27 protein-coding genes, 4 tRNA genes and 1 pseudogene are annotated in these 24451 nt (G+C 67.4%); 20 read left to right on the plus strand and 12 right to left on the minus strand.

All coding sequences use genetic code 11. The features are described 5' to 3' along the window. Positions 1 to 2: 2 nt before the first annotated feature. The 6 genes from AC52GN_RS04140 to AC52GN_RS04165 all read right to left on the minus strand — a co-directional run bounded on the left by AC52GN_RS04140 (position 3) and on the right by AC52GN_RS04165 (position 4328). Positions 3 to 191 carry a DUF3008 family protein gene (locus tag AC52GN_RS04140; protein WP_496528274.1) on the minus strand — a complete coding sequence of 63 codons (189 nt, stop codon included), beginning with the start codon at positions 189 to 191 and terminating at the stop codon, positions 3 to 5. 51 nt (positions 192 to 242) lie between these two features. Continuing rightward, entirely contained in the window at positions 243 to 1406 is a 1164-nt protein-coding gene (locus tag AC52GN_RS04145) for an isovaleryl-CoA dehydrogenase (RefSeq protein WP_496528275.1), read from the minus strand. A 44-nt stretch (positions 1407 to 1450) separates the two neighbouring features. After that, positions 1451 to 2323, minus strand: coding sequence for a lysozyme (locus tag AC52GN_RS04150; protein WP_496528276.1), 873 nt, complete (start codon positions 2321 to 2323; stop codon positions 1451 to 1453). A gap of 39 nt (positions 2324 to 2362) precedes the next feature. Beyond that, a complete protein-coding gene (gene mgtE, locus AC52GN_RS04155; RefSeq protein WP_496528765.1) occupies positions 2363 to 3586 on the minus strand; it encodes a magnesium transporter in 1224 nt (407 codons plus the stop codon). 258 nt (positions 3587 to 3844) lie between these two features. Continuing rightward, positions 3845 to 3929, minus strand: a tRNA-Leu gene (locus AC52GN_RS04160). 147 nt (positions 3930 to 4076) lie between these two features. Next, entirely contained in the window at positions 4077 to 4328 is a 252-nt protein-coding gene (locus AC52GN_RS04165; protein WP_003164329.1) for a FliM/FliN family flagellar motor switch protein, read from the minus strand. Between the two features lie 66 nt (positions 4329 to 4394). Here AC52GN_RS04165 and lipB point away from each other — a divergent pair, with 66 nt between their 5' ends. Then, on the plus strand, positions 4395 to 5111 hold the full coding sequence (gene lipB / locus AC52GN_RS04170; protein WP_496528277.1) for a lipoyl(octanoyl) transferase LipB: 717 nt from the start codon (positions 4395 to 4397) through the stop codon (positions 5109 to 5111). Here lipB and AC52GN_RS04175 read toward each other — a convergent pair. Continuing rightward, entirely contained in the window at positions 5087 to 5521 is a 435-nt protein-coding gene (locus tag AC52GN_RS04175; RefSeq protein WP_496528278.1) for a DUF805 domain-containing protein, read from the minus strand. The two genes, lipB and AC52GN_RS04175, sit on opposite strands and share 25 nt — an antisense overlap. 184 nt (positions 5522 to 5705) lie before the next feature. Here AC52GN_RS04175 and AC52GN_RS04180 point away from each other — a divergent pair, with 184 nt between their 5' ends. The 4 genes from AC52GN_RS04180 to AC52GN_RS04195 all read left to right on the plus strand — a co-directional run bounded on the left by AC52GN_RS04180 (position 5706) and on the right by AC52GN_RS04195 (position 9232). Beyond that, on the plus strand, positions 5706 to 7190 hold the full coding sequence (locus AC52GN_RS04180) for a hypothetical protein (RefSeq protein WP_496528279.1): 1485 nt from the start codon (positions 5706 to 5708) through the stop codon (positions 7188 to 7190). A gap of 72 nt (positions 7191 to 7262) precedes the next feature. Next, the gene (gene msrB / locus AC52GN_RS04185) at positions 7263 to 7769 is read left to right on the plus strand and encodes a peptide-methionine (R)-S-oxide reductase MsrB (protein ID WP_496528280.1); all 507 of its coding nucleotides are present in this window, start codon (positions 7263 to 7265) and stop codon (positions 7767 to 7769) included. 43 nt (positions 7770 to 7812) lie between these two features. Then, positions 7813 to 8442, plus strand: coding sequence for a hypothetical protein (locus tag AC52GN_RS04190; protein ID WP_496528281.1), 630 nt, complete (start codon positions 7813 to 7815; stop codon positions 8440 to 8442). 121 nt (positions 8443 to 8563) lie between these two features. Next, entirely contained in the window at positions 8564 to 9232 is a 669-nt protein-coding gene (locus tag AC52GN_RS04195; protein WP_291783090.1) for a DedA family protein, read from the plus strand. A gap of 236 nt (positions 9233 to 9468) precedes the next feature. Here AC52GN_RS04195 and AC52GN_RS04200 read toward each other — a convergent pair whose 3' ends face one another. From AC52GN_RS04200 to AC52GN_RS04210, 3 genes are all read right to left on the minus strand, one after another. Further along, complete coding sequence (locus AC52GN_RS04200) at positions 9469 to 9936, minus strand: amidohydrolase family protein (protein ID WP_496528282.1); 468 nt, start codon at positions 9934 to 9936, stop codon at positions 9469 to 9471. Beyond that, positions 9830 to 12736: an amidohydrolase family protein gene (locus tag AC52GN_RS04205; protein ID WP_496528283.1), complete on the minus strand. Its 2907-nt coding sequence runs from the start codon at positions 12734 to 12736 to the stop codon at positions 9830 to 9832. Before AC52GN_RS04205 ends, AC52GN_RS04200 begins: the two co-directional genes overlap by 107 nt. A 249-nt stretch (positions 12737 to 12985) precedes the next feature. Further along, positions 12986 to 13060: transfer RNA gene (locus tag AC52GN_RS04210), tRNA-Thr, on the minus strand. 98 nt (positions 13061 to 13158) lie between these two features. Between AC52GN_RS04210 and AC52GN_RS04215 the strand changes: the two genes are divergently transcribed. From AC52GN_RS04215 to AC52GN_RS04285, 15 genes and pseudogenes are all read left to right on the plus strand, one after another. Beyond that, positions 13159 to 13356 carry a hypothetical protein gene (locus AC52GN_RS04215; RefSeq protein WP_496528284.1) on the plus strand — a complete coding sequence of 66 codons (198 nt, stop codon included), beginning with the start codon at positions 13159 to 13161 and terminating at the stop codon, positions 13354 to 13356. A 109-nt stretch (positions 13357 to 13465) separates the two neighbouring features. Then, entirely contained in the window at positions 13466 to 14755 is a 1290-nt protein-coding gene (murA, locus tag AC52GN_RS04220; RefSeq protein ID WP_496528285.1) for a UDP-N-acetylglucosamine 1-carboxyvinyltransferase, read from the plus strand. Next, the gene (locus AC52GN_RS04225) at positions 14745 to 15245 is read left to right on the plus strand and encodes a DUF2948 family protein (protein WP_496528286.1); all 501 of its coding nucleotides are present in this window, start codon (positions 14745 to 14747) and stop codon (positions 15243 to 15245) included. Before murA ends, AC52GN_RS04225 begins: the two co-directional genes overlap by 11 nt. After that, positions 15242 to 15709 carry a UPF0262 family protein gene (locus AC52GN_RS04230; RefSeq protein ID WP_496528287.1) on the plus strand — a complete coding sequence of 156 codons (468 nt, stop codon included), beginning with the start codon at positions 15242 to 15244 and terminating at the stop codon, positions 15707 to 15709. The genes AC52GN_RS04225 and AC52GN_RS04230 overlap by 4 nt, the downstream gene beginning before the upstream one ends. A gap of 107 nt (positions 15710 to 15816) precedes the next feature. Continuing rightward, the gene (infA, locus tag AC52GN_RS04235; RefSeq protein WP_003164348.1) at positions 15817 to 16035 is read left to right on the plus strand and encodes a translation initiation factor IF-1; all 219 of its coding nucleotides are present in this window, start codon (positions 15817 to 15819) and stop codon (positions 16033 to 16035) included. A gap of 8 nt (positions 16036 to 16043) precedes the next feature. Next, positions 16044 to 16645: pseudogene (locus AC52GN_RS04240) on the plus strand (Maf family protein). A 50-nt stretch (positions 16646 to 16695) separates the two neighbouring features. After that, positions 16696 to 17655, plus strand: a complete 960-nt coding sequence (locus tag AC52GN_RS04245) for a ribonuclease E/G (RefSeq protein ID WP_496528766.1) — start codon at positions 16696 to 16698, stop codon at positions 17653 to 17655. A 3-nt stretch (positions 17656 to 17658) separates the two neighbouring features. Then, positions 17659 to 17823 carry a DNA gyrase inhibitor YacG gene (locus AC52GN_RS04250; RefSeq protein ID WP_291783050.1) on the plus strand — a complete coding sequence of 55 codons (165 nt, stop codon included), beginning with the start codon at positions 17659 to 17661 and terminating at the stop codon, positions 17821 to 17823. A gap of 63 nt (positions 17824 to 17886) precedes the next feature. Next, positions 17887 to 17962 (plus strand) — tRNA-Phe (locus AC52GN_RS04255). Between the two features lie 429 nt (positions 17963 to 18391). Then, entirely contained in the window at positions 18392 to 19309 is a 918-nt protein-coding gene (locus AC52GN_RS04260; protein WP_291783047.1) for a MotA/TolQ/ExbB proton channel family protein, read from the plus strand. A 5-nt stretch (positions 19310 to 19314) separates the two neighbouring features. After that, positions 19315 to 19746, plus strand: a complete 432-nt coding sequence (locus AC52GN_RS04265) for an ExbD/TolR family protein (protein WP_291783045.1) — start codon at positions 19315 to 19317, stop codon at positions 19744 to 19746. A 19-nt stretch (positions 19747 to 19765) separates the two neighbouring features. After that, positions 19766 to 20479, plus strand: a complete 714-nt coding sequence (locus AC52GN_RS04270; protein ID WP_291783042.1) for an energy transducer TonB — start codon at positions 19766 to 19768, stop codon at positions 20477 to 20479. 488 nt (positions 20480 to 20967) lie between these two features. Further along, positions 20968 to 21726 (plus strand): M48 family metallopeptidase, encoded by a 759-nt coding sequence (locus AC52GN_RS04275; protein ID WP_291783037.1) that lies wholly within the window; start codon positions 20968 to 20970, stop codon positions 21724 to 21726. 93 nt (positions 21727 to 21819) lie between these two features. Next, positions 21820 to 21896, plus strand: a tRNA-His gene (locus AC52GN_RS04280). 46 nt (positions 21897 to 21942) lie between these two features. After that, positions 21943 to 22761, plus strand: coding sequence for a methyltransferase domain-containing protein (locus AC52GN_RS04285; protein ID WP_496528288.1), 819 nt, complete (start codon positions 21943 to 21945; stop codon positions 22759 to 22761). A 165-nt stretch (positions 22762 to 22926) separates the two neighbouring features. Here the strand turns inward: AC52GN_RS04285 and AC52GN_RS04290 are convergent, their stop codons facing one another. After that, positions 22927 to 23682, minus strand: a complete 756-nt coding sequence (locus AC52GN_RS04290) for a patatin-like phospholipase family protein (protein WP_496528289.1) — start codon at positions 23680 to 23682, stop codon at positions 22927 to 22929. Beyond that, a complete protein-coding gene (locus AC52GN_RS04295) occupies positions 23597 to 24439 on the minus strand; it encodes a cyclic nucleotide-binding domain-containing protein (RefSeq protein ID WP_496528290.1) in 843 nt (280 codons plus the stop codon). Before AC52GN_RS04295 ends, AC52GN_RS04290 begins: the two co-directional genes overlap by 86 nt. Between the last annotated feature and the right edge of the window lie 12 nt (positions 24440 to 24451).

The following is a 24451-nucleotide window of genomic DNA, read 5'->3' on the forward strand; positions in this document are numbered from 1 at the left end:
GTCTAGTGCTTTGAGGCGTGTTCGGGTTTGCCCTTGCGCTTGGTGTGGGCGAACGCTTCAAGCTGCTTCTCGCTCATCGATTCCATCATGGATTTCGACGCGCCCTTCAGCTTGGATTTGGGCGTATCGCCGCGCTTGGCCGACAGGGCGGCTCCGGCGGCTTTCTGCTGGGCGGCGGACTTGGCGGGCATGACGATCTCCTTTCGAGTGAAAGGCAACCGTCCGCCCGCCTTAGGGTTCCGTCAGCTTCCCAGAAGCTCGCGGCCGATGAGGAAGCGGCGGATTTCGTTGGTGCCGGCGCCGATGTCGTAGAGCTTGGCGTCGCGGACCAGGCGTTCGACCGGCCATTCCTTGGTGTAGCCGGCTCCGCCCAGAGCCTGGACGGCTTCCAGCGTGACCTTCACCGCGTTCTCGGAGGCCAGCAGGATGGCGCCCGCCGCATCGTAGCGGGTGGTCTTGCCCTGATCGCAGGCGCGGGCCACCGAATAGACATAGGCGCGGGCGCTGTTCAGGGCGACGTACATGTCGGCCACCTTGCCCTGCATCAGCTGGAAGCTGCCGATGGCCTTGCCGAACTGCTTGCGGTCGCGGACGTAAGGCAGGACCACGTCCAGCGCCGCCTGCATGATGCCCAGCGGACCGGCCGACAGGACGGCGCGCTCATAGTCCAGACCGCTCATCAGCACGGCCGCGCCGCGCCCTTCGCCGCCCATGATGTTCTCTTCGGGGACTTCGCAGTCCTCGAACACCAGTTCGGCCGTGTCCGAGCCGCGCATGCCCATCTTGTCCAGCTTCTTGGAGACGCTGAAACCCTTCATGCCCTTTTCGATCAGGAAGGCGGTGACGCCGCCGTTGCCGTCGCCGGTACGGGCGTAGACGACCAGGGTCTCGGCGTGCGGGGCGTTGGTGATCCAGAACTTGGTCCCGTTCAGGACGTAGCGGTCGCCCTTCTTCTCGGCGCGGGTGCGCATGGACATGACGTCCGAACCCGAGCCGGCCTCGGACATGGCCAGGGAGCCGACATGCTCGCCCGAGATGAGCTTGGGCAGGTATTTCGTCTTCTGTTCGGGCGTGCCCCAGCGGCGGATCTGGTTGACGCACAGGTTGGAGTGGGCGCCGTAGCTCAGGCCGATCGAAGCCGAGGCGCGCGACACCTCCTCCATCGCCACCACGTGTTCGAGGTAGCCGAGGCCGAGGCCGCCGAACTCTTCCTCGACCGTAATGCCGTGCAAGCCCAACTCGCCCATTTCGGGCCACAGGTCGCGGGCGAACTCATTCTTCTCGTCGATTTCGGCGGCGCGGGGGGCCAGCCGTTCGGCGGCCCAGCGGGCGGTCGTGTCGCGGATGGCGTCAGCGGTCTCGCCGAGGCCGAATTCCATGGATTGGGGCGCGAAGGGTATGCTCATGCCCAAAGGCGTAGCATTGCGCGCGGGCTTCGCAAAGACGCCTGTTAGCGGGACTGTTTGTGCTGTGGGCCGGTCGCCGTCGGCGCCTTGGCGCGCAGGGCGCTCCAGGCCGCCATGCCGATGAAGACGAGGCCGGCGATCGCCAGGCCGGCGCCGATCAGGACGGTCGCGTCGCTCGTCTCCGGGGCGCGCCAGGCGCGCTGGAAGGCGGCGATTCCGGCGAGGAAGGCGAGGACGCCGACGCCGCCGATGAACAGGACGGCGCCCTTGTCGCCCGGCGTCGCGTCGGGGGCCGTGCGCGCTTCGTGGCGCAGGACGGGCGCCGTGGGCGGCGGGGCGTCGGCGGGCGGCTCGGCGGCGCCCGGACCGCGCACCGGGGCGGTCAGCAAGGCGTCCAGAGAGGCAGGCTGGTCGGGGGCCGTGTCGAACAGGGCGCGTTCGGCCGAGCGGCGACGATAAAGGGCGTCGACCGGCGGCGAGGCGCGCTCGGGCCAGGCGGACAGGGCGACGGCGGCGTCGGACGGGGCGCTGGCGTCCAGACTGGCTTGGACGTCCGATCCCTGGAACCGCTCCAGGCCGATGGAGAAGATGAAGCTGGCCAGGGCGTCGAACTGATGCTGGTTCAGGGGCAGGCGCACCCGGTCGTTCAACAGGGCGACGATGGGCATCAGGTCGTACTGCAGCAGCAGTTCGGCCTCGGTCTCGCTGACCGCGGCGCCGGGGCGGGCCGAGCGGGCGTGGCCGTAGCCGATGACGGGCGTCCCGTCGCGGCGCAGCACGGTGCGCGGGCGGAAGCCCTCGAAGCTCTTGATCAGCAGAAGGCCTTCTCGAGAGACCTTGCGGCGTTGTGGCGCGGCTGCGGACACGGATTGACCCAATTCGAAACGGGCGTTCTCGCCCCGACGGGGGCGGAGCAAGCCTCATTCCGAAACAGGCGAGGCCGTTTCAGGTCAGGTTTAGAGCAGGACGATGGTCGCCAGGCCGAGGAAGATCAGGAAACCGAAGAAGTCGGTCGTCGCCGTGACGAACACGGCTGAAGACACGGCGGGGTCGAACTTGAGCTTGGACAGGGTCAGCGGGGTCAGCACGCCCACGCTTGCCGCCACAAGCAGGTTCAGGATCATCGCGGCGGCGATGACCGCGCCGATGCGCCAGTCGTGGAACCAGAAGCCCGCCGCCAGGCCGATCAGCGGCGCCAGGACGAAGCCGTTGGCCAGGCCGACCGCCATCTCGCGCCAGAAGGTTCTGAGGGCGTTGGAGGCGTTCAGTTCGCGCGTCGCCAGGGCCCGCACGGTGACGGTCAGGGCCTGCGTCCCCGCATTGCCGCCGATGGCCGAGACGATGGGCATCAGCACGGCAAGCGCCACGATCTGCTGGATGGTGCCCTCGAACAGGGCGATCACGCTGGCGCCCAGGACGGCGGTGAACAGGTTGATGCCCAGCCAGGGCACGCGGCCGCGCACGATCTCCATCACGCTGGACGAGCGGTCCTCGTCGGCGACCCCGGCCAGACGCAGGATGTCCTCGCGGTTCTCTTCCTGGATGATGTTGACCACGTCATCGACGGTCAGCTGGCCGACCAGTCGTCCGCCGACATCGACCACCGGGGCCGAGATCAGGTGGTATTTCTCGAAGATGTAGGCGACCTCTTCCTGGTCGACATCCACCTCGATGGGGTTCACCGGCTCCATCAGTTCGGTCAGGGGCGTGCCGCGCGGACTGCGCAGCATCCGGCTGATGGCCACCCCGCCGACCGGCCGGTTCATGGGATCGACCACATAGATGTCGAAGAAGAGCTCGGGCAGATGATCGCCCTGGGCGCGGACATGGTCGATGGTGTCGCCGACGTTCCAGAACTGCGGCGCGGCCATGAACTCGCGCTGCATCAGGCGGCCGGCCGAATCCTCTTCATAGCCGAGCGAGGATTCGATGGCGGCGCGCTCGACCTCGGGCATGGCGGCCAGGACGCGTTCGCGCTGGTCCTCCTCCAGGTCCTCGACGACCGAGGCGGCGTCGTCCGAATCCAGTTCCTGAAGCGCTTCGGCCAGGGTGGCGGAGGGGACGCGCTCCAGCACCTTTTCACGGATGCCGTCGTCCATTTCCGGCAGGGCTTCGGCCAGCAGGTCCGGCGGCAGCCACTGGACCACGACCGAGCGGTGCTCGGCGGTCAGGAAGCCCATCAGGTCGGCGACGTCGGCGGGGTGCAGGTCTTCCAGCAGGCCGCGCAGCCGCATGCCGTCGCCGTCATCGGCCGCGTCCACCACCTTTTCGACGAAGGCCGCCGTCAGGGCGTAGTCTTCGCCGAGGGCGGCGTGGTCATCGTTCTCGAGAGGGGAGTTCGGGGCGCAGAGGGGCAAAGTCCGTGTGGGTCACGTATCTGCCTCCTCTGGAGATTGATGTCAGCCGTATCTAGCCGAGATTCGCCCTGTCAGATCAGATGGTGCGGTCGAGAAGACTCGAACTTCCACGGGTTGCCCCACAGCGACCTCAACGCTGCGCGTCTACCAATCCCGCCACGACCGCTCGCATCGGAGGGCGGGCAATAGCGGAGAGCCGCCGGAAAGAAAAGAGCGTTTTGCGAAATCCGTCGCCGCCGAGCGATTTTCCTTCAAACCGATCTTCAGGCCGCGCCGGGTCGAGTAGGCGGGGCCTTCTGACCGCGGCCCAGCATCAAGCCGCGCCCGCCATGAAATCATACACATCCGCCGGCCGAGTCACCGTGATGGCGATGCGGTCGTCGCGAATCTCGATCTCGCCGCGCGCGACCGGATGGTTGTTGGCCAGGATCCAGACCTCGTCCTTTTCCGAGGCGTCCAGCGGGATCACCGCGCCGCGGCCCATGCGCAGCAGTTGCTGCATCGGCAGGACCGAACGGCCCAGCACGACCGAAATCTCGACATCGACGGCTTCGATCTGGCTCAAAGAGGATACTCGCAAATCAACGGGCGGCCCTTGCACTGCCGCATTCGGCCCCACATTGAGGGCATCATGCTTGCCGACCCGTTAAACTCTTCCCAACGCAGCCTGCTTCGCGAGGACCGCCGTCCGGTCGAATGGGCCCTGTCGTCCGGCTATGTCGACTACCCCGCCGCCGAGGCCGCCATGGAGGCGCGCGTCGCCGCCATCGCCGCCGGAGAAGCCGAGGAGTTGGTCTGGCTGCTGGAGCATCCGCCGCTCTATACCGCAGGCGTCTCGGCCAAGGACGACGACCTGCTGGCGCCCGACCGCTTTCCGGTTCACCGGACGGGGCGGGGCGGGCAGTTCACCTATCACGGGCCGGGCCAGCGCGTGGCCTATGTGATGCTGGACCTGAACCGGCGCGGCAAGGACGTGCGCGGCTTCGTCCACGGCCTGGAGGACTGGATCATCGGCGCCCTGGACCGTTTCGGCGTCGAGGCCGGAATGCGCGAGGGCCGCGTCGGCGTCTGGGTCGAGCGCAAGGGGGCCGGCTGGAGCCGCGAGGACAAGATCGCCGCCATCGGCGTCAAGGTTCGCAAATGGGTCAGCTTCCACGGCATCAGCCTGAACGTAGAGCCGGACCTGGACCATTTTGGCGGCATCGTGCCCTGCGGCATCACCGAACATGGCGTGACCAGCCTGGTCGATCTGGGCGTGCTGGCGACGATGGACGAGGCGGACGACGCGCTGAAGTCGTCCTTTCAGAGGGTGTTCGGCCCGGTTCAGCCGGGTGTCGCGCCGCTCTGACGCCGGACGCCCGGCGCGGCCCCATAGCGATTGAAGGCTTTCTGGCCGGGCAGGACGGCTAGGTCGAACGCGATGACCGCAAGGGCGGCGGTCGCGACCCCCGCCAGCGGCGTCAACGGCAGCGGCGTCAACGACAGGGGCGTCAGCAACGGGGGCCATGCCAGGGCGAAGGCCGCCAGGATCAGCCCGCTCCACCAGCCTGAACGTCCCCGATCATGCAGACGCTGCGACAGGACGCAGAACCCGCAGTAGACTAGGGCGGCGGCGACGAGGGCGTGAATCCAGGCGGGGATCGGCAGAAGAAGATCAGTCACGGCCCAGGCGCCGATCAGGCACGCTGCGCCCAGTACAAAGCGGAACCGGCCGACGCGCCCCGTGGAGTTCAGAAAAAGATCAACCAGGGCGGTCATTTCGCAAGCACGCAGCGTTTCGGCGCATTTTGCGCCTGCAGAACCCACGGCCTAGTCGGGAAACAGGCGCGCGTAAACGTCGCGACCGGGAAAGCGGTGCAATTTCGTCACAGGGGTGGCGACGGCGCCGTTATTGAGTCTAAAACACGCCCAACCCGCACTCTGACGGACTGGGAGAACCCCCATGAAAAGCCTGCTTTCCGCTTCGGCGGCCGTACTGGCCCTGACTTTCGCCGCCTCGGCCGCCTCGGCCCAGAACTTCAGCGATCTGGCCCGTCAGGATCTTCAGGCCATGCACGCGGCGCTGCGCGACAATCACCCGGCCGCCGTGGTGCCCGGCGAGGCCAGCGCGCCGTTCCGCGCCTGGCTGGACTCGGGTCTGGAGCAGGCCCTGGCCAAGGCCGGTCAGGTCAACAGCGGCGACAGCCACGCCTATCTGCTGCGCTGGTACGCCAACGGTTTCCGCGACTCCAACATCGCCGCCCGCCCGACCTACGAGGGTCTGGGTCCGTATTTCGCCACCAGCTGGCCGGGCGTGGCCACGGCCTGGCGCAACGGCCAGTATGTCGTCTCCTATGTTCAGGACGGCGTGCGCGGCGCGCCGCCGCTGGGCGCTGTCCTCAAGAGCTGCAACGCCGAGCCGATCGAGGATTTGGCCAAGGCCAAGCTGGATCAGTTCGAAGGGGATCTGACGACCGAGGCCGGCCGTGTCCGCAGCGCCCCCTATCTGCTGTGGAACCGCAATAACCCCATGACCACGGGCGTGCCGGGAACCTGTGAGTTCCAGGTCGGTCGCCGCACCCGCGATTACACCTTGTCGCCCCAGCCGGCGACGGCCCAGAACCTGGAGGCCGCCTATCGCGCCTCGGTCTATGTCCCGTCGGGCGCGCCCCTGTCGGTCGAGACGGTGAACGGTCGTCCGTGGGTCAACGTCCACTCTCTGGCTGACGATGCGGGGTGGGACGCCTTCTTCGCCCAGATCGAAGCCCAGTCCGCCGCCATCCGCGGACCGCAGGGCTTCGTGCTCGACCTGCGCGGCGCCAACGGGGCGTCGATCAACGCCACCACGCGCGGCTATGGCCTGGCCAACCGCATCTGGTCGCCGGAATTCACCGTCAGCCGCCAGCCTGAAGCCGGCCAGATCACCTATCGCGCCACCGCCGCCAACCGCCAGTGGTTCGCCGACACCCTGAACCGCATGGTGTCCGACCCGCGCTTCGTCCAGGAATCGGGCGCGGTGATCGAACAGACCCAGGCCATCGTCGCCGCCTTCGACAGCGCCATCGCCGCCGGTCAGCCGACCTTCGTCATGCCCGGCCGTCCGGCGACCCCGGACACCGGCGCTGCCAACCCCGTGCAGGGCCAGGTGGTCGTGCTGGTCGACGCCGGCTGCTCGGGCGGCTGCCTGGACACCCTGGATCTGCTGAGCCGCCTGCCGAACGTGCGCATCGCCGGGTCGACCACGGCCGAGGACACCATCTTCATCGAGCAGACCGTCATTCGCCTGCCGTCCAACTACGCCGACCTGAGCTATGGCCATAAGGCCTGGACGACGCGCCAGCGCGGCAATAATGCGCCCTACGCCCCCTCGGGCGCGCTGGCCTACACCGGCGACGCGACGGACGAAGCGGCCGTGCGGACGTGGGTGAACGGGCTGTTCGGCGCCTAATCCCAACGATCATCTCGGGCTATTGAGGGCCGGATGGTGGAACGACCGTCCGGCTCTTCCTATTTGAGAACCATGACCCAGACCGAATCTACCGCCGCTATGCGTTCCGCCTCCGGCTATGACCTGACGCCGCCGACCGACAGCCAGCGGGCGGTGCTGGAGGCCGACCTGTCGCCGGAGGAGAAGCGCGTGCTTCTGGCCCATGGCACCGAGGCGCCCTTCTGCGGGACCCTGCTGGGAGAAAAGCGGGCAGGGGTCTTCTGCTGCCGCGAGTGCGGCCTGCCGCTGTTCCGGTCGGTGACCAAGTTCGAGAGCGGCACGGGCTGGCCCAGCTTCACCGAGCCCGTCGACCCGGCTCACGTCCGCGCCGTCCGCGACGACAGCCATGGCATGGTGCGGGTCGAGACGCGCTGCGCCCGTTGCGACAGCCATCAGGGCCACGTCTTCCCCGACGGCCCGCCGCCGACGGGCCTGCGTTACTGCATCAACTCGGTCGCGCTCAGTTTCGTGGCCGACGGCGACCCCTTGCCTGACCCCCTGGGACGCGGGGATGGAGGGCGCGACGAAGGGACGGCCTGACCTTGGCCGCATTTGAGGGTAGGGTGATCGTGAACGGGAGTAGATGCGTATGCTGATCGAACTCATGGCCGCCTCCCTCTTGCTGGCGAGCAGCGACCCCGAGGGCGTGGTTTCGACCGCGCCGCGCGCGGGTTCGGGCGCCGTGCCGACGGCGAGCGCCGCCGCCCTGGCCGAGACGGTCAGCGACGCCTCGCCTGCCGTGACCCTGCAGACTGCGGCGCCTCACGGCCTGACGACCGAAGAGCAGATTTCCCACTGGATCGGCGAGCGCAAGGCGGATGCGCCGCCCGTGGAAACCTGGGCTGACGCCTGGGAGGAAGCCGCTCCCCGCAAGATGCACGGCGTGGTCAGCGCCGGAATCGGCACGGGTGGCTACAAGGATTTCGGCGCGGCGGTGTCCCTGCCCCTGGGCGAGAACGGCACGCTGAACCTCAGCTTCAGTCAGACCAAGAACGCCCCCTGGAGCTACGGCTACGGTTACGGCCCCTATGGGTTTGATCCCTATGGCTTCGGGGCCGGCCGTTATGGACTGGGCGGCTATGGCTGGCGTGACGCCTACGGCGCTGTGCCGGGCCCCTTGGGCGTGCGTAGTCCGCGCGAGCGTTCCAGCCGGATTCGTCCGTTTGACCTCGACGATGAGCGCCGCGACACGCCCGACGACGCCTCGCGGTAGGATATAGAGCCGCCGAAGTGCGGCCTGAGGGTCACGCCGTGCGCTTTTTCCCTCCAGGCGTCGCATCGCCGCATTCCCTTTCCATGGTCTGATCCCATATGCCCTCGGGCAAAGGATCAGTATGGACAGTTTGCTTACCTCGGCCGCCGACTTCATCGCCCGCAACGCCATGTGGGCCGGCGTGATCCTCGGCGTCGTGACCTTTTTCGAGTCCCTGGTCGTCATCGGCGCCTTCGTGCCGGCGACGGGGCTTCTGGTCGCGGCGGGCGGTCTGGTGGCGGCAGGCGTGCTGGATCCCTTCACCGTCATCGGCGGATGCGTCATCGGCGCCGTCATGGGCGACGCCATCTCCTACTGGATCGGACGCCGTCTGGGCACGCGGGTGCTGCGCCACCATATGCTGGTCCCGCATCGCCGCAAGCTGGCGTGGACGCGGCTCTACTGTCGCCGTTATGGCGTGGCCTCCATCTTCATCGGCCGCTTCTTCGGCCCCTTGCGCGCCTTCGTGCCGGTGATGGTCGGGGTGCTGCAGATGCGACAGCGCGTCTTCCAGATTGCCAACGTCAGCTCGGCCTTCGTCTGGGTTCTGGCCATGTTGGCGCCGGGCTATCTGGCGGCCAAGGGCCTGGCCAGGCTGGAGATGATGAGCGAGGCCCACAACCCGACCCTGTGGCTGCTGGCCTTCGGCGCGGTGGTGGTGGCGCTGGTCGTCGCTATGCGTTGGCTCAAGGGTCGCGCGGCGCGGCGGAACGCCCTGCTGGAAGCCTCGGTGCGCGGGCTGGGAGAGTAACCTCCTCACCCCCGTTCGCGTTTCAAGGCGCAAGCGGGAGATGCTCAACCTCCGTCACTCTTGGGCTTGTCCTGAGCAATTCCCCTCAAGTGCTGATCGTGCCTTTTCATCCCCACTCATCCCGGCGTCCGCCGGGACGAGCGGAGGCAGGCAGTGACTAACGCTCAAACTGAACTGCTCACGAAAAAGGGCCCGGCGGATGCCGGGCCCTTTCGCGTTCCTGCCTTGCGGCGGGATCAGTTGTGCGTGTGGCTGTGCGACTCGGCGGTCGTAACCGTGCCCGAGGCGCTCCAGGCCTGACCGTCTTCGCTCTCGAACCAGAACGGCTTGCGCTCAGGCCCGCCGACCTCGTTCATGTGGTTATCGAACAGGCGGCCGTTGATCATGGTGTAGCCGATCTTGGTCGAGTCCCGCAGGTTCTCGAGCGGATTGGCGTCCAGCACGACCAGATCGGCCAGCTTGCCGACTTCCAGCGAGCCGATGTCCTTGTCCATGCCCAGGGCGCGGGCGCCGTTGATCGTGCCGACGCGCAGGGATTCGTGGGCGCTCATGCCGCCCTGTTCGAACATCCACAGCTCCCAGTGGGCGCCGAGGCCTTCACGCTGGCCGTGGGCGCCGATCTGGACCGAGACGCCCTGATCCATCAGCCGCTTGGATTCGCGGGCGATGGAGATGTGGTTCAGCTCCTCCGGCGGGGTCTTCACCGGACGGCGCGAGCGCGAGATCGAGGATGCGGCGCGGGACGTACTGGCTCAGGATCGGGTCCTTCCAGACGTCCGTGACCTCGTACCAGTGATTCTCGCCCCAGGCGCCGCCGAAGCCGACGATCAGGGTCGGCGTATAGGCCGTGCCCGTCTGCGACCACAGCTGCACCGCATCGTCGTACATGCGCTCCACCGGCACCGAGTGTTCGATGGTGGTGTGGCCGTCGACCAGCATGCTCATGTTCTGGTGGTAGAGCGAGCCGCCTTCCGGCACGACCATCATGCCCAGTTCGCGGGCGGCCTGCATGATCTGCTGGCGCTGCTCGCGGCGGGGCTGGTTGTAGCTCTTGACGCTCCAGGCGCCGATCGCCTGCATGCGGCGCAGGTGGGAACGGGCGTCATCTAGGTCGTTGATGACCGCTGTGGTCGGCGTGGCCGCGCCATACAGGACCGTGCCGGTCGAGAAGATGCGCGGCGCGACGACGCGTCCGGCCTTGGCCAGTTCGCTGTGGGCGAAGATCTCGCTGTTGTCGTTGGACGGATCGTGCAGCGTCGTCACCCCGAAGGCCAGGGCGGCGTAGTTCATCCAGCTCTGCTGCGGGATGATTTCGTCCGAGCCCATGCGGCCGTGCCAGTGGGCGTCCACCAGGCCGGGGATGATGGTCTTGCCGGCCATGTCCATGACGCGGGCGCCGGCCGGAATCGTGACCGAGCCGCGCGGGCCGATGGCCTCGATGCGGTTGCCGTTGACGACCACCACGCCGTCCTCGATGACTTCCTCGCCCTTCATGGTGATCAGGCGGGCGCCGGACAGGACCGTCACGCCGCTGGGGCGGGCGTAGTCGGCGGTGAAGCCGATCTTGATCCCGTGCTCGGCCGGCCTGGGCAGGTCGGCGGGGGCGCCGTCCATGAAGGCGAAGCTTTCGCTCAGCGGACGCGAGAACAGCTCCGGACCCATCGACCACTGCAGGCGGCTGGAATCGCCCGACCAGTGCAGCCATTCGCCCGCGTCACGGGTCACGCGCGTCTGCGGCAGGGCCTTGCTGTCGGCGCCGACCGTGATGGCGCGGCCCGTCGAGGCGAAGGGCGCGATATAGGCGTTGAAGCGCTCAGTCCAGGCGATCCACTGCTCATCAGGGGAGACCGAGAACTCGGCCGCCCATTCGCTGCTGATGTGGTCGCGGACGTCCTCGCCCGACAGGTTCATCGAGCGCAGAACGCGCTTGTCGCCGTCACGGGCGCTGACGAAGATGCGGTCGTTGCGCGCGCCGAACTGCGGGTTGGCGCCGGAATCGGTGATCTTCACCGGCTCGCCGCCGCGCGCGGAGATGCGGTAGACGCCGGGCTCGCGACTCCACAGGGCCGAGCGCAGATAACCGTCGCTGGAGGTGCGGTAGACGATGGTCTGGCCGTCCGGCGAGAAGCGCGGCTCCAGATAGTGGCCGGGGTTGGTCGTGATGGTTCGGCCTTCGCCGCCCGCGACCGGAACGACGCGGATGGAGCCCAGCTTGTCGTCGCTCCAGGTCGTGTAGACGATGGAGCGGCCGTCGCGCGACCAGGACGGATAGAGTTCGAAATGGTCGCTCTGGCGCGTCAGGCGGCGGGGCGCGCCGGCGGCGCCGTCGCGCAGGTCGCGGATCCACAGATTGCCCAGGGCCTCGAACACCACCTTGGAGCCGTCGGGCGAGGTCTGGGCCCAGCGGACCATCTTCACTTCGAACTGGTCCGGCGCCACCTCGACGGGGAAGCGGGCGGTCTCCTGCACTCGGCGGGTGTCGGTAACGCGGAAGGGGATGTCGCTGACGGCCTTGGACGCTACGTCGATGCGGCGGACCTTGCCGCCGGCCCAGATGACGATGGAGCCGTTGTCCGGGGTCCAGCTGAAGCCCGGATAGACGCCGTGAATGGCCCAGGTCTCCTGCATGTCGCGGTCCAGGGCGTCGTAGATCGGCGTCTCGCGCCCGGACTCCAGGTCCATGACGTAGAGCGTCGACTGGTAGCGATCGCGGCGCACGAAGGCCAGGGACTTGCCGTCCGGCGAGGGGGTGGGGCGCACCGAGCCGCCCGGACCGGTGACGAAGGGCTTGATCTCGCCCGTCTCGCGATCCAGGCGACGGATCACATAGAGCTGGGTGTTGGGGTCCTTGGAGTAGTCGAAGACGCCGCCCGGCGTGGCGTCGTCGCTGAAGTACATATAGCGGCCGTCTGGCGAGAAGGCGGGCTCGCCCGTGTCCTTCTGCTGAGTGCGGCGCTCGGTCAGCTGCACGCCGCTGCCGCCGCCCGCGCGGTGGTACATCCACATTTCGCCTGCGCCCAGCGAGCGCGAGGAGGTGAAGTGCTTGCGGCCGACGACGAACTGGCTGTCGGGCGTCCAGGTCGGGGAGTTCAGCAGGCGGAAGGTCTCGTTCGACACCTGACGCGGGTTGGAGCCGTCGCGGTCCATGACCCACAGGTTGTCGCCGCCCGCGCGGTCTGAGGTGAAGGCGATGAAGCGGCCGTCCGGCGAATAGCGCGGCTGCATGTCCCAGGCGACGCCCGAGGCGATGGGGCGCGCCTCGCCGCCGGTGATCGGCATCACATAGATGTCGCCCAGCAGGTCGAAGACGATCTCGCGGCCGTCAGGGCTGACGTCCACCGCCATCCAGGTGCCTTCGTCGACGTTGATGTTCACGTCGCGCTGGGCGCCGCCCGTCGGGTTCTGCACGTCCCATTTCGGCGTGGCGGCCGAGGTCGTGTCCTGGGCGAACGCCGGAAAGGCCACGGTCAGAACCGCAGCCGTAGTCAATAGAACGCGCTTCATGGAAGCCCCCTCGGCTCTCAAACGTATACAGATACGTCGAAGCTAGCGGTGAGGGCTGGGGCTTGGCTAGTCGGGATAAGGCGCTGCGGCCCGAATAATCTTCGGCGAACCGGCGGGCATTCCTGAGGTTGTACGCGGATAGGCCGATCGGCCGTGCTGTCGCCTTCGCCCAAGGCGATGAAGACGCATTGCTCTGTCGGGAGGGGCCTGAAATGGTCGAGGCCCAAACCGTTCAGGTTTGGGCCTCGATGGTGCCGCCGGGCAGGATTGAACTGCCGACCTCAGCCTTACCAAGGATGCGCTCTACCACTGAGCTACGGCGGCGGGTCACTGAGGAAGCGGCCGTATAGCCAAAGGCTTCGGCCGGGCCAAGCCCAAAATGCATGCTTGATCAAAATCTTTGGGCGCGGTCTGCTGTGTTCATGAACAAGCCGACCAAAGACGCAGACGAGACGCGCCTCGACGCCGACTCGTCTCCTTCCGCCAGCGTAAACGCCGTTCCGGCCGCCTCGGCCAAGGCCGAACGCGCCGCGCGTCTGGCCGCCGCCTTGAGGGCCAATCTGCGCCGCCGTAAAGCGCCGGGCGCGGGCGGGGCGAGGTCGCCCAAGGAAAGCAACTGAAAGTCATCCGTCCTGCCACGTTCCGGCCTTTCGCAGCCGCCGTCAGCCTTGCTAGATAACCGGTTCGCCGGGCCGTAGGGGTCCGAGCCCCAGGATCATCCCGACACCCATGGACAGCATCGTCATCCACGGCGGCCATCGCCTCAACGGCTCCATTCCGGTCAGCGGAGCCAAGAACTCGGCGATCAAGCTGATGGCGGCGTCGATCCTGACCGATCAGCCCCTGCTGCTGACCAACATGCCGCGTCTGGCGGACACGCGCTTCCTCGGCCAACTGCTGCGCCAGTTCGGCGTGGAGGTGACCGAACGCGAGGGGGCGGACGGGCAGGAGACGCTGTTCCACGCGCCCGAGTTGACCTCGACCTTCGCCCCCTATGATCTGGTGCGTCAGATGCGGGCCTCGTTCAACGTGCTGGGGCCGTTGCTGGCGCGCACGGGGAACGCCAAGGTCTCCTTGCCGGGCGGCTGCACCATCGGCGCGCGGCCGGTCGATCTGCACCTTCAGGCCCTGACGGCCATGGGCGCGGCGATCGAACTGGAAGAGGGCTATGTCACCGCCACGGCGCCCGGAGGGCTGCGGGGGGCCGAGATCGAGTTTCCCTTCGTCTCCGTAGGCGCGACCGAACACGCCCTTCTGGCCGCAGTGCTGGCGAACGGGACGACGGTGCTGAAGCGCGCCGCGCGCGAGCCGGAGATCGGCGACCTGGCCCGCTGCCTGATCGCCATGGGCGCGAAGATCGAAGGCCTGGACACGGATGTGCTGACCATCACCGGCGTCTCGTCCCTGTCGGGCGCGACCTGGTCGGTGATTCCCGATCAGATCGAGATGGGCTCCTATGCTCTTGCTGCGGCGATGGCCGGGGGCGAGGTGCGCCTGACCAAGGGACGCGCCGATCTGATCACCGCCCTGACCGACAAGATGATCGAGGCCGGCGTCGAGATCGAACCGACCGAGGACGGGCTGATCGTCCGCCGCGACCCGACCCAGCGGTTGAAGGCGGTGGACGTCACGACCGAAATCTATCCGGGCTTCGCCACCGACCTGCAGGCGCAGTTCATGGCCCTGATGACGACGGCCGAGGGCGAAAGCGTCATCCGCGAGAACATTTTCGAGAACCGCTTCATGCATGCGCCGGAACTGGCGCGTCTGGGCGCCGACATCACGGTTCATGCGGGCGAGGCCGTGGTGCGCGGCGTCGACGGGTTGAAGGGCGCGCCGGTCATGGCGACGGATCTTCGCGCCTCCATGTCTCTGGTCATCGCCGGACTTGTGGCCGAAGGTGAGACGACGGTCGGCCGCGTCTATCACCTGGATCGCGGCTTCGAGCGGATGGAAGAGAAGCTGGGCGCCTGCGGCGCCGACGTCCGCAGGATAAAGGGGGAGGGCGATGAGCATTGACGGCGAACCGATCTCGGCCCCTGAACAGGCGGCCCTGAACGAGGCCGAGGGCGAAAGCCTGGCGCCGATGACGCCGCTGCGCCTGCTGGCCGAGGACGCGGACGACCTGCAGATCATCTCGGCCGCGCTTCAGGACGCCATCATGCGTCCGGTCGACATCCGCTGGGAGAAGGAGGCGCGGCGCCTGACCGTCGTCCTGTCGCGCTTCTGCTGGGAATGCGGCGGTACGCGCGTCATGGCCGCCATGCAGTTCGGCGACGTTCAGGCGGTCAAGAGCCGTCGCCTGCCTCGCCTGCCGGATCAGGCGCTGGAGCTTCTGGCGATGGACTTCCATCCGACCGAGGCGCCGGGCGGCGAGGTGCTGATGATGTTCGCCGGCGGCGGAGACCTGCGGATCGACGTGGAGTGCCTGGACGCGGTGCTGACCGATCTGTCGGAACGTTGGCCTGCGCGCATCGCGCCGACTCATCTGGACGAGCCGAGCGCATGAGCGGCCCTCATCAACTGAAGTCGATCGAGATCGACAACGCCTCCCTGCCGGCGGCTACGGCCGAGATCGAGCATCAGCGCCGGGTGGCCGTCTTCGACCTGGTCGAGCAGAACAGCTTCATCCCGGACGGGGCCGAAGGCGGACCCTACACCCTGACGCTGTCGTCGCAGGACAATCGCCTGGCCTTCGATATCGCCGGACCGGATTTCAGCCGCACCCACGTCCTGTCGCTGACGCCGATGAAGACGGTGATCCGCGACTACGGCCTGATCTGCGAAAGCTATTATGAGGCTCTGCGCGGCTCCTCGCCCAGTCAGATCGAGTCGGTCGATATGGGGCGCCGGGGCCTTCACAATGAAGGCGCCGCCCTGCTGAAAGCCAGGCTGGAAGGCAAGGTGGAGGTGGACCAGGAAACGGCCCGTCGCCTCTTTACGCTGGTATGCGCACTCTACCGTCGGGGCTGAACTCGACTATCTAAGCGTTTTGGTGCATTAGGCGCCCTCACTTTCACGGCTCGCGCTCACGCCCGGCGCGGGCCCGCAGTCGTATTCACACGGGCGAGAGAGGCCGCATGGCTAAGGAAGAACTGCTGGAGTTCCCCGGCGTGGTCAGCGAATTGCTGCCGAACGCGACGTTTCGCGTGACGCTGGAAAACGATCACGAGATCATCGCCCACACTGCGGGCAAGATGCGCAAGAACCGCATCCGGGTGCTGGCCGGCGACAAGGTGCTGGTCGAGATGACGCCCTATGACCTGACCAAGGGTCGCATCACCTACCGCTTCAAGTAAGGACGCGCGTGTCGCGTCCTGACGCTTCGGCTCCGAGGCTGATTCTGGCCTCGTCGAGCCCGCGCCGCATCGAATTGCTGGCGCAGATCGGCATCGCGCCCGATCTGGTGGATCCCGCCGATATCGACGAAACGCCGCTGAAGGCCGAGGCGCCCGCGCGTCTGGCCCAGCGCCTGGCCTGTTCCAAGGCTGCGGTCGTGGCCGAGCGCCATCCCGATGATGTCGTCCTGGCCGCCGATACGGTGGTGGCCGTGGGCCGTCGCCTGTTGGAGAAGCCGGCCGATGAGGCCGAGGCGATCCGATTTCTGGAACTGCTGTCCGGGCGCAATCATCGCGTCTTCACCGGCGTGGCCGTGATCCGCAGCGGACGCGTCTCCTGGCGCGTGGTCGAGACCCGCGTCAGCTTCAAGCCCCTCTCCCAGGACGAGATCGCCGCCTATGTCGCCTCGGGCGAATGGCGGGGCAAGGCCGGAGGCTATGGCATCCAGGGACGGGCCGCCGCCTTTGTCAGCCGAGATCGTCGGCAGCCATCCCGCGGTCATGGGCCTGCCGCTCTATGAGGCGGCGAGATCTTCTGCGCGGCTCCGGCTGGCGGGCCGAGGCGGCCTGATGGCCGATGTCGAGGTCTTCCTGGACGCGGCTCCGGGCGAGACCCGGGGCATGGTCTTCCGCAATGGGCGCGCCTGCGCCCTCATTATACATAGAGACGACGACCGGCCCGAACATCGCCTGGGCGCGCGCGTCGTCGGCCGGGCGGCGCGTCTGGCGCCGGGGCTGCGCGGCGCCTTCATCGACCTAGGCGGCGGCGAGCCGCTCGGCTTCCTGCCGCTGGGCAAGGCGGATCGCCTGTCCGAAGGCGCCAAGCTCGAGCTTGAGGTCACGGCCGAGCCGCGTGAGCGCAAGGGGCCGGTTCTGCGCCGCCTGGGCGAGGCGAGCGGCGAGCCGCGCCTGCTGGAGGCTGGTCACGCCGTCGCCGCCGTCCTCAACATGCTGGCGCCGGGCGTGACGCCCGTGACGGGCGCCGAGGCCATCCGGGCGGCGCTGCAGGCCGAAGAAGAGGCTCTGGCCGCCGGACTGACCGTGCCCGAACTCGGCCTGGACCTGGCGGTGGAGCGGACCCGCGCCCTGATCGCGGTCGACATCGATTACGCCCCGGTCGCCGGCCGTGACTCCCGCAAGGGGCGAGAGGCGGTCAATCGCGAGGGGCTGCGTCAGGCGGCGCGGCTGCTGGCGCTGAAAGGGTGGGGCGGCTTGATCGCGATCGATCTGGTCGGCGTCGACCTGCACCCGGAGACCATCTTGTCCATGGCGCGTCAGGCGTTCGCACACCGTCACGGCGCGGCGATCGGGCCTCTCAGCCGGTTCGGCCTGCTGCAGCTGTCCTTGCCGTGGGAACGTACGCCCGCGGATGAACGACTTGCTGCTCCGGGAGCGCGGGAGCTCGGCGCCCTGCGTCGCCTGCGTCTCGCCCTGCTGACGGATCGGGCGACGCCGCGTCTGGCCTTGCGTTGCAGTCCGGCGTCAGCGGCGATCCTGTCGCCGTGGGTGGCGGACCTGGGTCCGCGCGCCCACATCATCCCCGACGCCGCGCCGGGCGTGTTCGAGATCGAGGAGGGCTGACGCATGGCCCAGTGCCCCATTTGCCGTCGCGCCGAAGCGGTCGCCGCCTACAAGCCCTTCTGCTCCAAGCGTTGCGCCGACGTCGATCTGCAGCGCTGGTTCAGCGGCGGCTACGCCATTCCGGCTGAAGAGGCGCACGATGATGAAAAAGATCGTGGAATTGAGTGAATTGGCGTCTGGACAGCCCGTCCGGGCTCGCCTATAGAGCCGCCTCTCGCGACGCAAAGCGACGCCTGGATAGCTCAGTTGGTAGAGCAGCGGATTGAAAATCCGCGTGTCGGTGGTTCGAATCCGCCTCCAGGCACCACTTTCCCCTTGAATGATGATTATTCGCCTCGGCCTTGAAAAAGCCGAAAAATCGTCATGGGCCTAAACTTTCCTTAACATTCTGGCGCGCGGCACTGATGTTGCCGTTTTATGGCGTGTTTATGCAATATTTGTGCGCGCATGACGTCGGGGCGCGAGTCCGGGGGTGAAAAGCTATTTTCCGCCCTTGACGCTCCGATAGCCGTTCGTCAAAGGGACTTAACCGCATTCTTGCTTGCAGGCTGTGGACGGGGGGTATGGTTCCATCGCTCCAGTCTGCAAGGCATCCCCGGATGTTTCGCAAGAATGAGGCGCCGACCGGCGGGGGAGAAATTCCGGCGGGAGGAAAATTTCACGGTAAAGGCCCAGCCGACTGACGCGGTTGGGACTTGGGTTCCACGAGTCAGACCAAAGCAGGAACTGGCGAAACATGCTCGATAGCAAGAAGACGAATATCCTCCTCGCAATGGCCGGCGCCGCCGTCCTGATGGCGAGCTCGCCGGTTCTGGCGCAGGACGCGGCCGCACCGGCCGCCCCGGCCGCCGCTTCGGCCCCCGCTGCTGACGCCGCCGCTCCGGCCGCCGACGCTGCTGCACCGGCGGCTGACGCCGCTGCTGAAGAAGCCGCTCCCGCTGAAGAGGCCGCTGCCGGCCACGGCGGCGCGGGCCTCACCCCGATCGCCATGTTCATGATGGCGCACCCGGTGGTTAAGGTCGTGATGGCCGGTCTGGTCCTCGCCTCGATCTTCTCCTGGACGCTGCTGCTCATCAAACTGGTTGAGTTCAGCTCGCTGAACAAGAAGACCAACCGCTTCCTGGAAGAGTACCGCGGCGCTCGCAACCTGGCTGACATCCGTCGCCTGGCCACCTCGGAAGAGTTCGACGGCAACCCGCTGGCCGACATGGCTGCTGCGGCGACCGGCGAAATCGAACTGTCGCGTCAAGCCGGCCTGGACGTCACCGGCGTTCACCGCGACTCCACCGTCGCCCGCGCGGGCAACGCCATCGGCGCCGTCCAAGGCGGCCTGGGCATCCGCCTCTCGGGCGGTCAGCAGTTCCTGGCTTCGGTCGGTTCGTCGGGTCCGTTCATCGGTCTGTTCGGCACCGTGTACGGCATCATGAACTCGTTCATCGGCATCGCCGAGTCGAACACCACCAACCTGGCCGTCGTGGCTCCGGGTATCGCTGAAGCCCTGCTGGCTACCGGCATCGGTCTGTTCGCGGCTATCCCGGCGGTTATCTTCTATAACTACTTCAACACCCGCATCGCTTCGTACGGCGCTCGCGCTGACGGCTTCAACGCCGAGCTGATGAACTCGATCTCGCGTCAACTCGACAAGGGAGCGTAAGACGGATGGCCGCCAAACTTTCCGGTTCCGGCGGCGGCAAGTACACCGTCGAGGCGAACAGCGATATCAATGTCACGCCTTTCGTGGACATTATGCTTGTTCTCCTCATCATCTTCATGGTGGCGGCTCCGCTCGCCACCGTGTCGGTGCCGGTGACACTTCCACGCGCCGTCGCTCCGCCGGCTCCTAATCCGCCCAAGCCTGTCTTCATCTCCATCCAGAATGGCGGCGAAGTTTGGATTGGCGACTTCAGGAGCTCTGTGGGCTCGTTAGGCGATGATCTGAAGATCCAGATCGGAACGCGTGACCCTGAGCAGGAGCGGATCTTCATCCGTGCTGACCAGCAGACGCGTTACGGGGACTTCATGCAGGTCATGAACGCCTTGCAGGATAATGGTTTCTACAGTGTCGCCCTGGTTGGCGAAGATCATTCGTAAGGGGGCGTGACTCAAAAGCATGACTGCTGAACCTCACGAGCACCGCGACCCTCTGCTCGATGCGCCCAGGAAGAAGAAACTTTCTACGGGTGCAATGGTCGGGATCGCCATCTCGGTGATCGTCCACGTCCTGGCGGGTGTCTACCTGTACAAGAGCAAGTTTGAACTCAAAGAGTTCGACTATGTGGATGAGGCCGTGGATGTGGAGCTGATGGCTCCGCCTCCGCCTCCGCCTCCTCCGCCGCCTCCGCCGCCTCCGCCGGACACGCCTCCGCCGCCGAAGCTTCAGGTGCGCGAGCCGGTCGTCAACACCCAGGCGCCTCCGCCTCCGGTGACCTTGCCGATCGAGCCGACGAAGAAGGAAGACCGCGTCGAATACACGGGCCCGCCCGTGATCGTCCCGGGTCCTCCGCCTCCGCCGGCGCCGCCCGCGCCGCCGCGTCCTTCGGTGATCACCAACCCGCAGTGGGCTCGCCCGCCGCGCCCGACCGAACGGGACTTCCCGCAACGCGCTCTTGATCGCGGCGTGGGCGGATCCGCCACCATCGAGTGTACGGTGACCCCCAACGGTCGTCCTGAAGGTTGCCGCGTCGTCTCGGAAGAGCCGTCCGGCATGGGCTTCGGCGCCGCAGCCATCCGTATCGTCCAGCGTGGGCAGCTTTCGCCCCGTACGGTCGACGGCGCTGCAACGAACGCCAAGTTCGTGGTCCGGGTGCCGTTCAACCTGGACTAAGCGAGCGATCGCACTGAACGAAAAGAAGCGCCTCGAGGTTTCACCTCGGGGCGCTTTTTTCGTGGGCCTGGCTAAGGTTCATTGGAAGCAAGGGGGGCTAGGGAATGCGGTTGGGGTTGAGAAGGGTGACGCCCCTATTGTTTGTCATGCTTGGCGGGCTCGGCGCCTGCGCAACCACGCCGCGTGCGCCGGACGCCTGGGCCTCGGTCCGGTGCGACATCGCATCTTCGGGCAAGCCCGAGAATTGCGTCGTTGTGGATGAGCAACCCGCCAACGAGGGATGGGGAGATCAGGCGCTTGCCATTGTGCAGAAGGGGCGGCTTTCCAGAGCCACGATGGCGGACGCGCAGCCGGGCGCACGATTTACGGTGAGGGTTCCCTTCGTGCGGGATCCGACCAGCGACCAGGCGCAGCCCTTTGCTCACTGAGGCATGGAGCCAGTCGAGCCAGCCGTGCATTATGGCGGTGAAGTCATTTCCGGAGGTCCGATGTCTCGTAAACCGCTCTTGCTCGCCCTCGCGATCACCACCACCGTTCTTGGCGCGGGCGTCGGGGCCTGCGCCTATAATGAGGCCCTGGGCCGAAGTCAGTTCGTCTTCGTCGACGACAGCGCGCTGATCCAGCAATCGCAGGCCGCCTGGGCCGAGACGCTGCGGACGCAGAAGGTGTCGAACAATGCGACGCAGAACGCGCGAGTGCGCCGCGTCGGCGACCGCATCGTTCAGGCGGCCAATCTGACCAATCGCCCCTGGGATTATGCGGTGTTCGAGGATTCGACGCCCAACGCCTTCGTTCTGCCGTCGGGCCACATCGGGGTGACGACGGGCCTGCTTGGCATGGCCAGTAACGATGACCAACTGGCCGCCGTGATCGGCCATGAGGTCGGTCACGTCGTCGCAAGACACGCGGCCGAGCGCGCATCGACGACGCAGACGGCGGGCCTCGTGCTGGGCGCGGTGCAGAGCCAGGCGGGCGACTACGGCCAGGCCGTGCAGGCGTTCGGCGGCCTCGGCGCGCAACTGGGCGTGCTGTTGCCCTTCTCGCGCAGCCATGAGCTCGAGGCGGATCGGCTGGGCGTCGATTACATGGCGGCGGCCGGCTACAAGCCGTCCGAGTCGCTGGCCCTGTGGCGCGCCATGGCGGCGGGTCGACAGTCGGGAACGCCGGAGTTCGCCTCGACCCACCCCTCGGATCAGACCCGGATCGCTCAGTTGCAGCAGTACATCGCCAGCCGCGGCTGGAACTGACGGGGATAAAACGCAAAATCCTGCGCGAGGGCGAAAAGGCCGCTTGCCCCCGGCGGCGAGGCCCGCTAGAGAACCGCCCTCGCGCAGAGATGTGCAGCCTTAGCTCAGCTGGTTAGAGCGCCGGTTTGTGGAGCCGGAGGTCCTCAGTTCGATCCTGAGAGGCTGTACCATTCTCCCTCGAATCGCTTCGGCGATCAGACAGGGAGAATATCGACGATGACGTCGCCGGCGTGGGACCCCCAGCAATACAATCGCTTCGAGCGCCAGCGCGATCGCGCGGCCATCGACCTGCTGTCGCATCTGCCGGATGACCTGACGCCTCGAGAGGTCTGGGACATCGGTTGCGGCGCGGGTCAACACGCGGCCCTGCTGAAGCGGCGCTGGCCTGAGGCGCGGGTCCATGGGCTGGATTCCAGCGCGGCCATGCTGGAGCTGGCGCGCGGCCTGCCGGATGACGTGGATTGGGTGCTGGGCGATCTCAAGACCTGGGCGCCGGACGCGCCCGTCGATCTGATCCTGGCCAACGCCTCCCTGCAGTGGGCGCCCGACCATGAGAAGCTGTTCCGGCGTTTGGTTGGGGCCCTGGCGCCGGGCGGCGTGCTGGCGGTGCAGATGCCCATGGCCTGGGAGACGCGGCATCATACCCTGATGCGGCAGACGGCGGCGGACGGGCCGTGGAGTGCGAGGTTGAAGGGCGTCGACACCATTCAACCGCTGCTGGCGGCGGAGGCCTATTATGACGCGGTGGCGGATCGGTGCGAGGAGGTCGACATCTGGTCGACGACCTATCTGCATGTTCTGGATGGCGAGAACGCCGTGCTGGAATGGATGAAGGGCACAGCCCTCAGGCCTTATCTGACCGCGCTTTCCGAAGACCCAGCCAACCGCGACGCCTTCCTGGCGCGCCTGGGCCAGGGTCTTGAAGAGGCGTTTCCACGACGTCCTGAGGGAAGGACTCTTCTGCCATTTCCTCGACTATTTCTCCTGGCGCGCCGGAGCGGCGCCGCCGGTGCAGGGTCTCGACCGGGCCGTTGAGGCTGTCCAGAGCCGCCTGGGCGGCCTCGTAGCCGGCGGCGACGGCGGGCGCATAGGCCTTCCAGTCGCGGATATCGACGCCGTCGGGCGTGGGCAGGATCAGCAGGTCCGTCTCAGCGCGAGCCTGCATCCGCTCGGCCTCGCTGGACAGGGTGGCCGAGCGCATCAGGATGGAGACGATCGGCGGGCCGTGCTTCCAGGCTCCGGACAGAATCCAGCGCCACCAGGAGGGGGATTCTCCAGCGTTTCGGGATCGACCCCGCGCGTCGTGGACACGTCGACGCCGACGACCGGACCGCTGTTCAGCCGCCGCATGACGTCGCTGGGGAAGTTGCGCAGCACGGCGCCGTCGACCAGCACCTGGCCGTTCATCACCACGGGCGGCATGACGCCGGGAATGGAGATGGAGGCGCGCAGGGCGTGACGCAGCGTGCCCTCGCGATGCACCTCCAGCTTGCCCGAGGTCAGATTGGTCGAGACGGCGAAGAAAGGCAGCAGCATGTCCTCCATCTGCACGTCGCCGAAGGCCTCCTTCATCAGCATCTTGACCTTGCGGGCGTGGGTCATGGCGATGATGGGTGGAGCGATGTCGGCCAAGGGATCGGACAGGACGAAGGCCTGGCGGATGTGGTGCTCCAGTTCCTCGTCGGACCAGCCTAGCGCCGGGCCCGCGCCGATGACGGCCCCCATGGAGGCGCCGCCGATGAAGTCTATGGGCGTGCCCGCCTCGCGCAGGGCCTTCAGCGCCCCGATGTGGGCGTAGGCGCGCGCACCGCCGCCCGACAGCACCACCCCGACGGAGGAGCCGGTGATAAGGCGGGCGATCCGCGCCGTATCATCGAACAGCCCCTCGACCGCGTGGAACCAGCGACCGGGCTTCAGCACGTCCAGCCAGGCGCGGGTGTTGCTGGGCCGCGGCATCTGCGGATCGCGCAGCAGGATAAGGTCGGTGCGTTGCCCGGCGTCGTCCCAGTCGTCGGCGACGGGCGGGGCAGGGGGGCGAATGGTCGGCGGCGCCGACCAGGAACAGCCGGTCCACCTGGCGCGCGCACAGGGCGGCCCAGTTCGGTTCATCCGCCTCGGCGACATAGAGGACGTAGTCGTGGGCGTCCTCGACGCGCGAGAACCATTCGGCGGCGGACGCCAGGGCCGAGCTGTCGATGACGTGGCAGGTGGCGCCCTGGGCCTCGACCGCGCGCGCGACGCGCTCGACGAAGGCGCGGATGGGCTTGTCGCGCGCGGAAACGAAGCCGAAGACGTTCGGCTCGGTCCCGCCGCCGCGCTCGCGGGCGCGGGTCAGCATGATCTGGCCCAGTTCAGACATCAGCAGGGGATCGTTGCGTGCGGCGTCGAAGAAGGCGTCGCGCGGCAGGGCCAGCACGTCGCTGTCGCGCAGGGCGACGACGTCCGACATGTGCGAGGTGCCCGCCAGCATGGCCAGTTCGCCGACCGGCTCGCCCGGCTTGACGACGGCGGTCATCTGGGGGACGCGGTCGTCGTCTCGACGGAAGACGCCCAGTCGCCCGGCGCGCAGCAGATAGAGGGTGTCGGCCCGGTCGCCGGCCGAGAACAGCCGCTCGCCCCGCGTCAGGGCGAACCAGCTGGCGCGGCTGTCGCGCGCGTCCTCGAAGGCGCGGGACAGGGCGACGGCGAGCGTGTCCGGTCGAAGCGGGGCCATGACAGGCAGATA

It is taken from the genome of Brevundimonas sp. SS2672 (assembly GCF_059579685.1).

What these genes read in the sequence shown, in the direction of transcription:
- AC52GN_RS04140 (WP_496528274.1), bottom strand. Translation starts at nt 191, where the DNA reads ATGCCCGCCAAGTCCGCCGCCCAGCAGAAAGCCGCCGGAGCCGCCCTG.
- AC52GN_RS04145 (WP_496528275.1), bottom strand. Translation starts at nt 1,406, where the DNA reads ATGAGCATACCCTTCGCGCCCCAATCCATGGAATTCGGCCTCGGCGAG.
- mgtE (WP_496528765.1), bottom strand. Translation starts at nt 3,586, where the DNA reads ATGGGCTTCCTGACCGCCGAGCACCGCTCGGTCGTGGTCCAGTGGCTG.
- lipB (WP_496528277.1), top strand. Translation starts at nt 4,395, where the DNA reads ATGCTTGCCGACCCGTTAAACTCTTCCCAACGCAGCCTGCTTCGCGAG.
- AC52GN_RS04175 (WP_496528278.1), bottom strand. Translation starts at nt 5,521, where the DNA reads ATGACCGCCCTGGTTGATCTTTTTCTGAACTCCACGGGGCGCGTCGGC.
- AC52GN_RS04180 (WP_496528279.1), top strand. Translation starts at nt 5,706, where the DNA reads ATGAAAAGCCTGCTTTCCGCTTCGGCGGCCGTACTGGCCCTGACTTTC.
- msrB (WP_496528280.1), top strand. Translation starts at nt 7,263, where the DNA reads ATGACCCAGACCGAATCTACCGCCGCTATGCGTTCCGCCTCCGGCTAT.
- AC52GN_RS04190 (WP_496528281.1), top strand. Translation starts at nt 7,813, where the DNA reads ATGCGTATGCTGATCGAACTCATGGCCGCCTCCCTCTTGCTGGCGAGC.
- AC52GN_RS04195 (WP_291783090.1), top strand. Translation starts at nt 8,564, where the DNA reads ATGGACAGTTTGCTTACCTCGGCCGCCGACTTCATCGCCCGCAACGCC.
- AC52GN_RS04205 (WP_496528283.1), bottom strand. Translation starts at nt 12,736, where the DNA reads ATGAAGCGCGTTCTATTGACTACGGCTGCGGTTCTGACCGTGGCCTTT.
- AC52GN_RS04215 (WP_496528284.1), top strand. Translation starts at nt 13,159, where the DNA reads ATGAACAAGCCGACCAAAGACGCAGACGAGACGCGCCTCGACGCCGAC.
- murA (WP_496528285.1), top strand. Translation starts at nt 13,466, where the DNA reads ATGGACAGCATCGTCATCCACGGCGGCCATCGCCTCAACGGCTCCATT.
- AC52GN_RS04225 (WP_496528286.1), top strand. Translation starts at nt 14,745, where the DNA reads ATGAGCATTGACGGCGAACCGATCTCGGCCCCTGAACAGGCGGCCCTG.
- AC52GN_RS04230 (WP_496528287.1), top strand. Translation starts at nt 15,242, where the DNA reads ATGAGCGGCCCTCATCAACTGAAGTCGATCGAGATCGACAACGCCTCC.
- infA (WP_003164348.1), top strand. Translation starts at nt 15,817, where the DNA reads ATGGCTAAGGAAGAACTGCTGGAGTTCCCCGGCGTGGTCAGCGAATTG.
- AC52GN_RS04245 (WP_496528766.1), top strand. Translation starts at nt 16,696, where the DNA reads ATGGTCTTCCGCAATGGGCGCGCCTGCGCCCTCATTATACATAGAGAC.
- AC52GN_RS04250 (WP_291783050.1), top strand. Translation starts at nt 17,659, where the DNA reads ATGGCCCAGTGCCCCATTTGCCGTCGCGCCGAAGCGGTCGCCGCCTAC.
- AC52GN_RS04260 (WP_291783047.1), top strand. Translation starts at nt 18,392, where the DNA reads ATGCTCGATAGCAAGAAGACGAATATCCTCCTCGCAATGGCCGGCGCC.
- AC52GN_RS04265 (WP_291783045.1), top strand. Translation starts at nt 19,315, where the DNA reads ATGGCCGCCAAACTTTCCGGTTCCGGCGGCGGCAAGTACACCGTCGAG.
- AC52GN_RS04270 (WP_291783042.1), top strand. Translation starts at nt 19,766, where the DNA reads ATGACTGCTGAACCTCACGAGCACCGCGACCCTCTGCTCGATGCGCCC.
- AC52GN_RS04275 (WP_291783037.1), top strand. Translation starts at nt 20,968, where the DNA reads ATGTCTCGTAAACCGCTCTTGCTCGCCCTCGCGATCACCACCACCGTT.
- AC52GN_RS04285 (WP_496528288.1), top strand. Translation starts at nt 21,943, where the DNA reads ATGACGTCGCCGGCGTGGGACCCCCAGCAATACAATCGCTTCGAGCGC.
- AC52GN_RS04290 (WP_496528289.1), bottom strand. Translation starts at nt 23,682, where the DNA reads ATGCCGCGGCCCAGCAACACCCGCGCCTGGCTGGACGTGCTGAAGCCC.
- AC52GN_RS04295 (WP_496528290.1), bottom strand. Translation starts at nt 24,439, where the DNA reads ATGGCCCCGCTTCGACCGGACACGCTCGCCGTCGCCCTGTCCCGCGCC.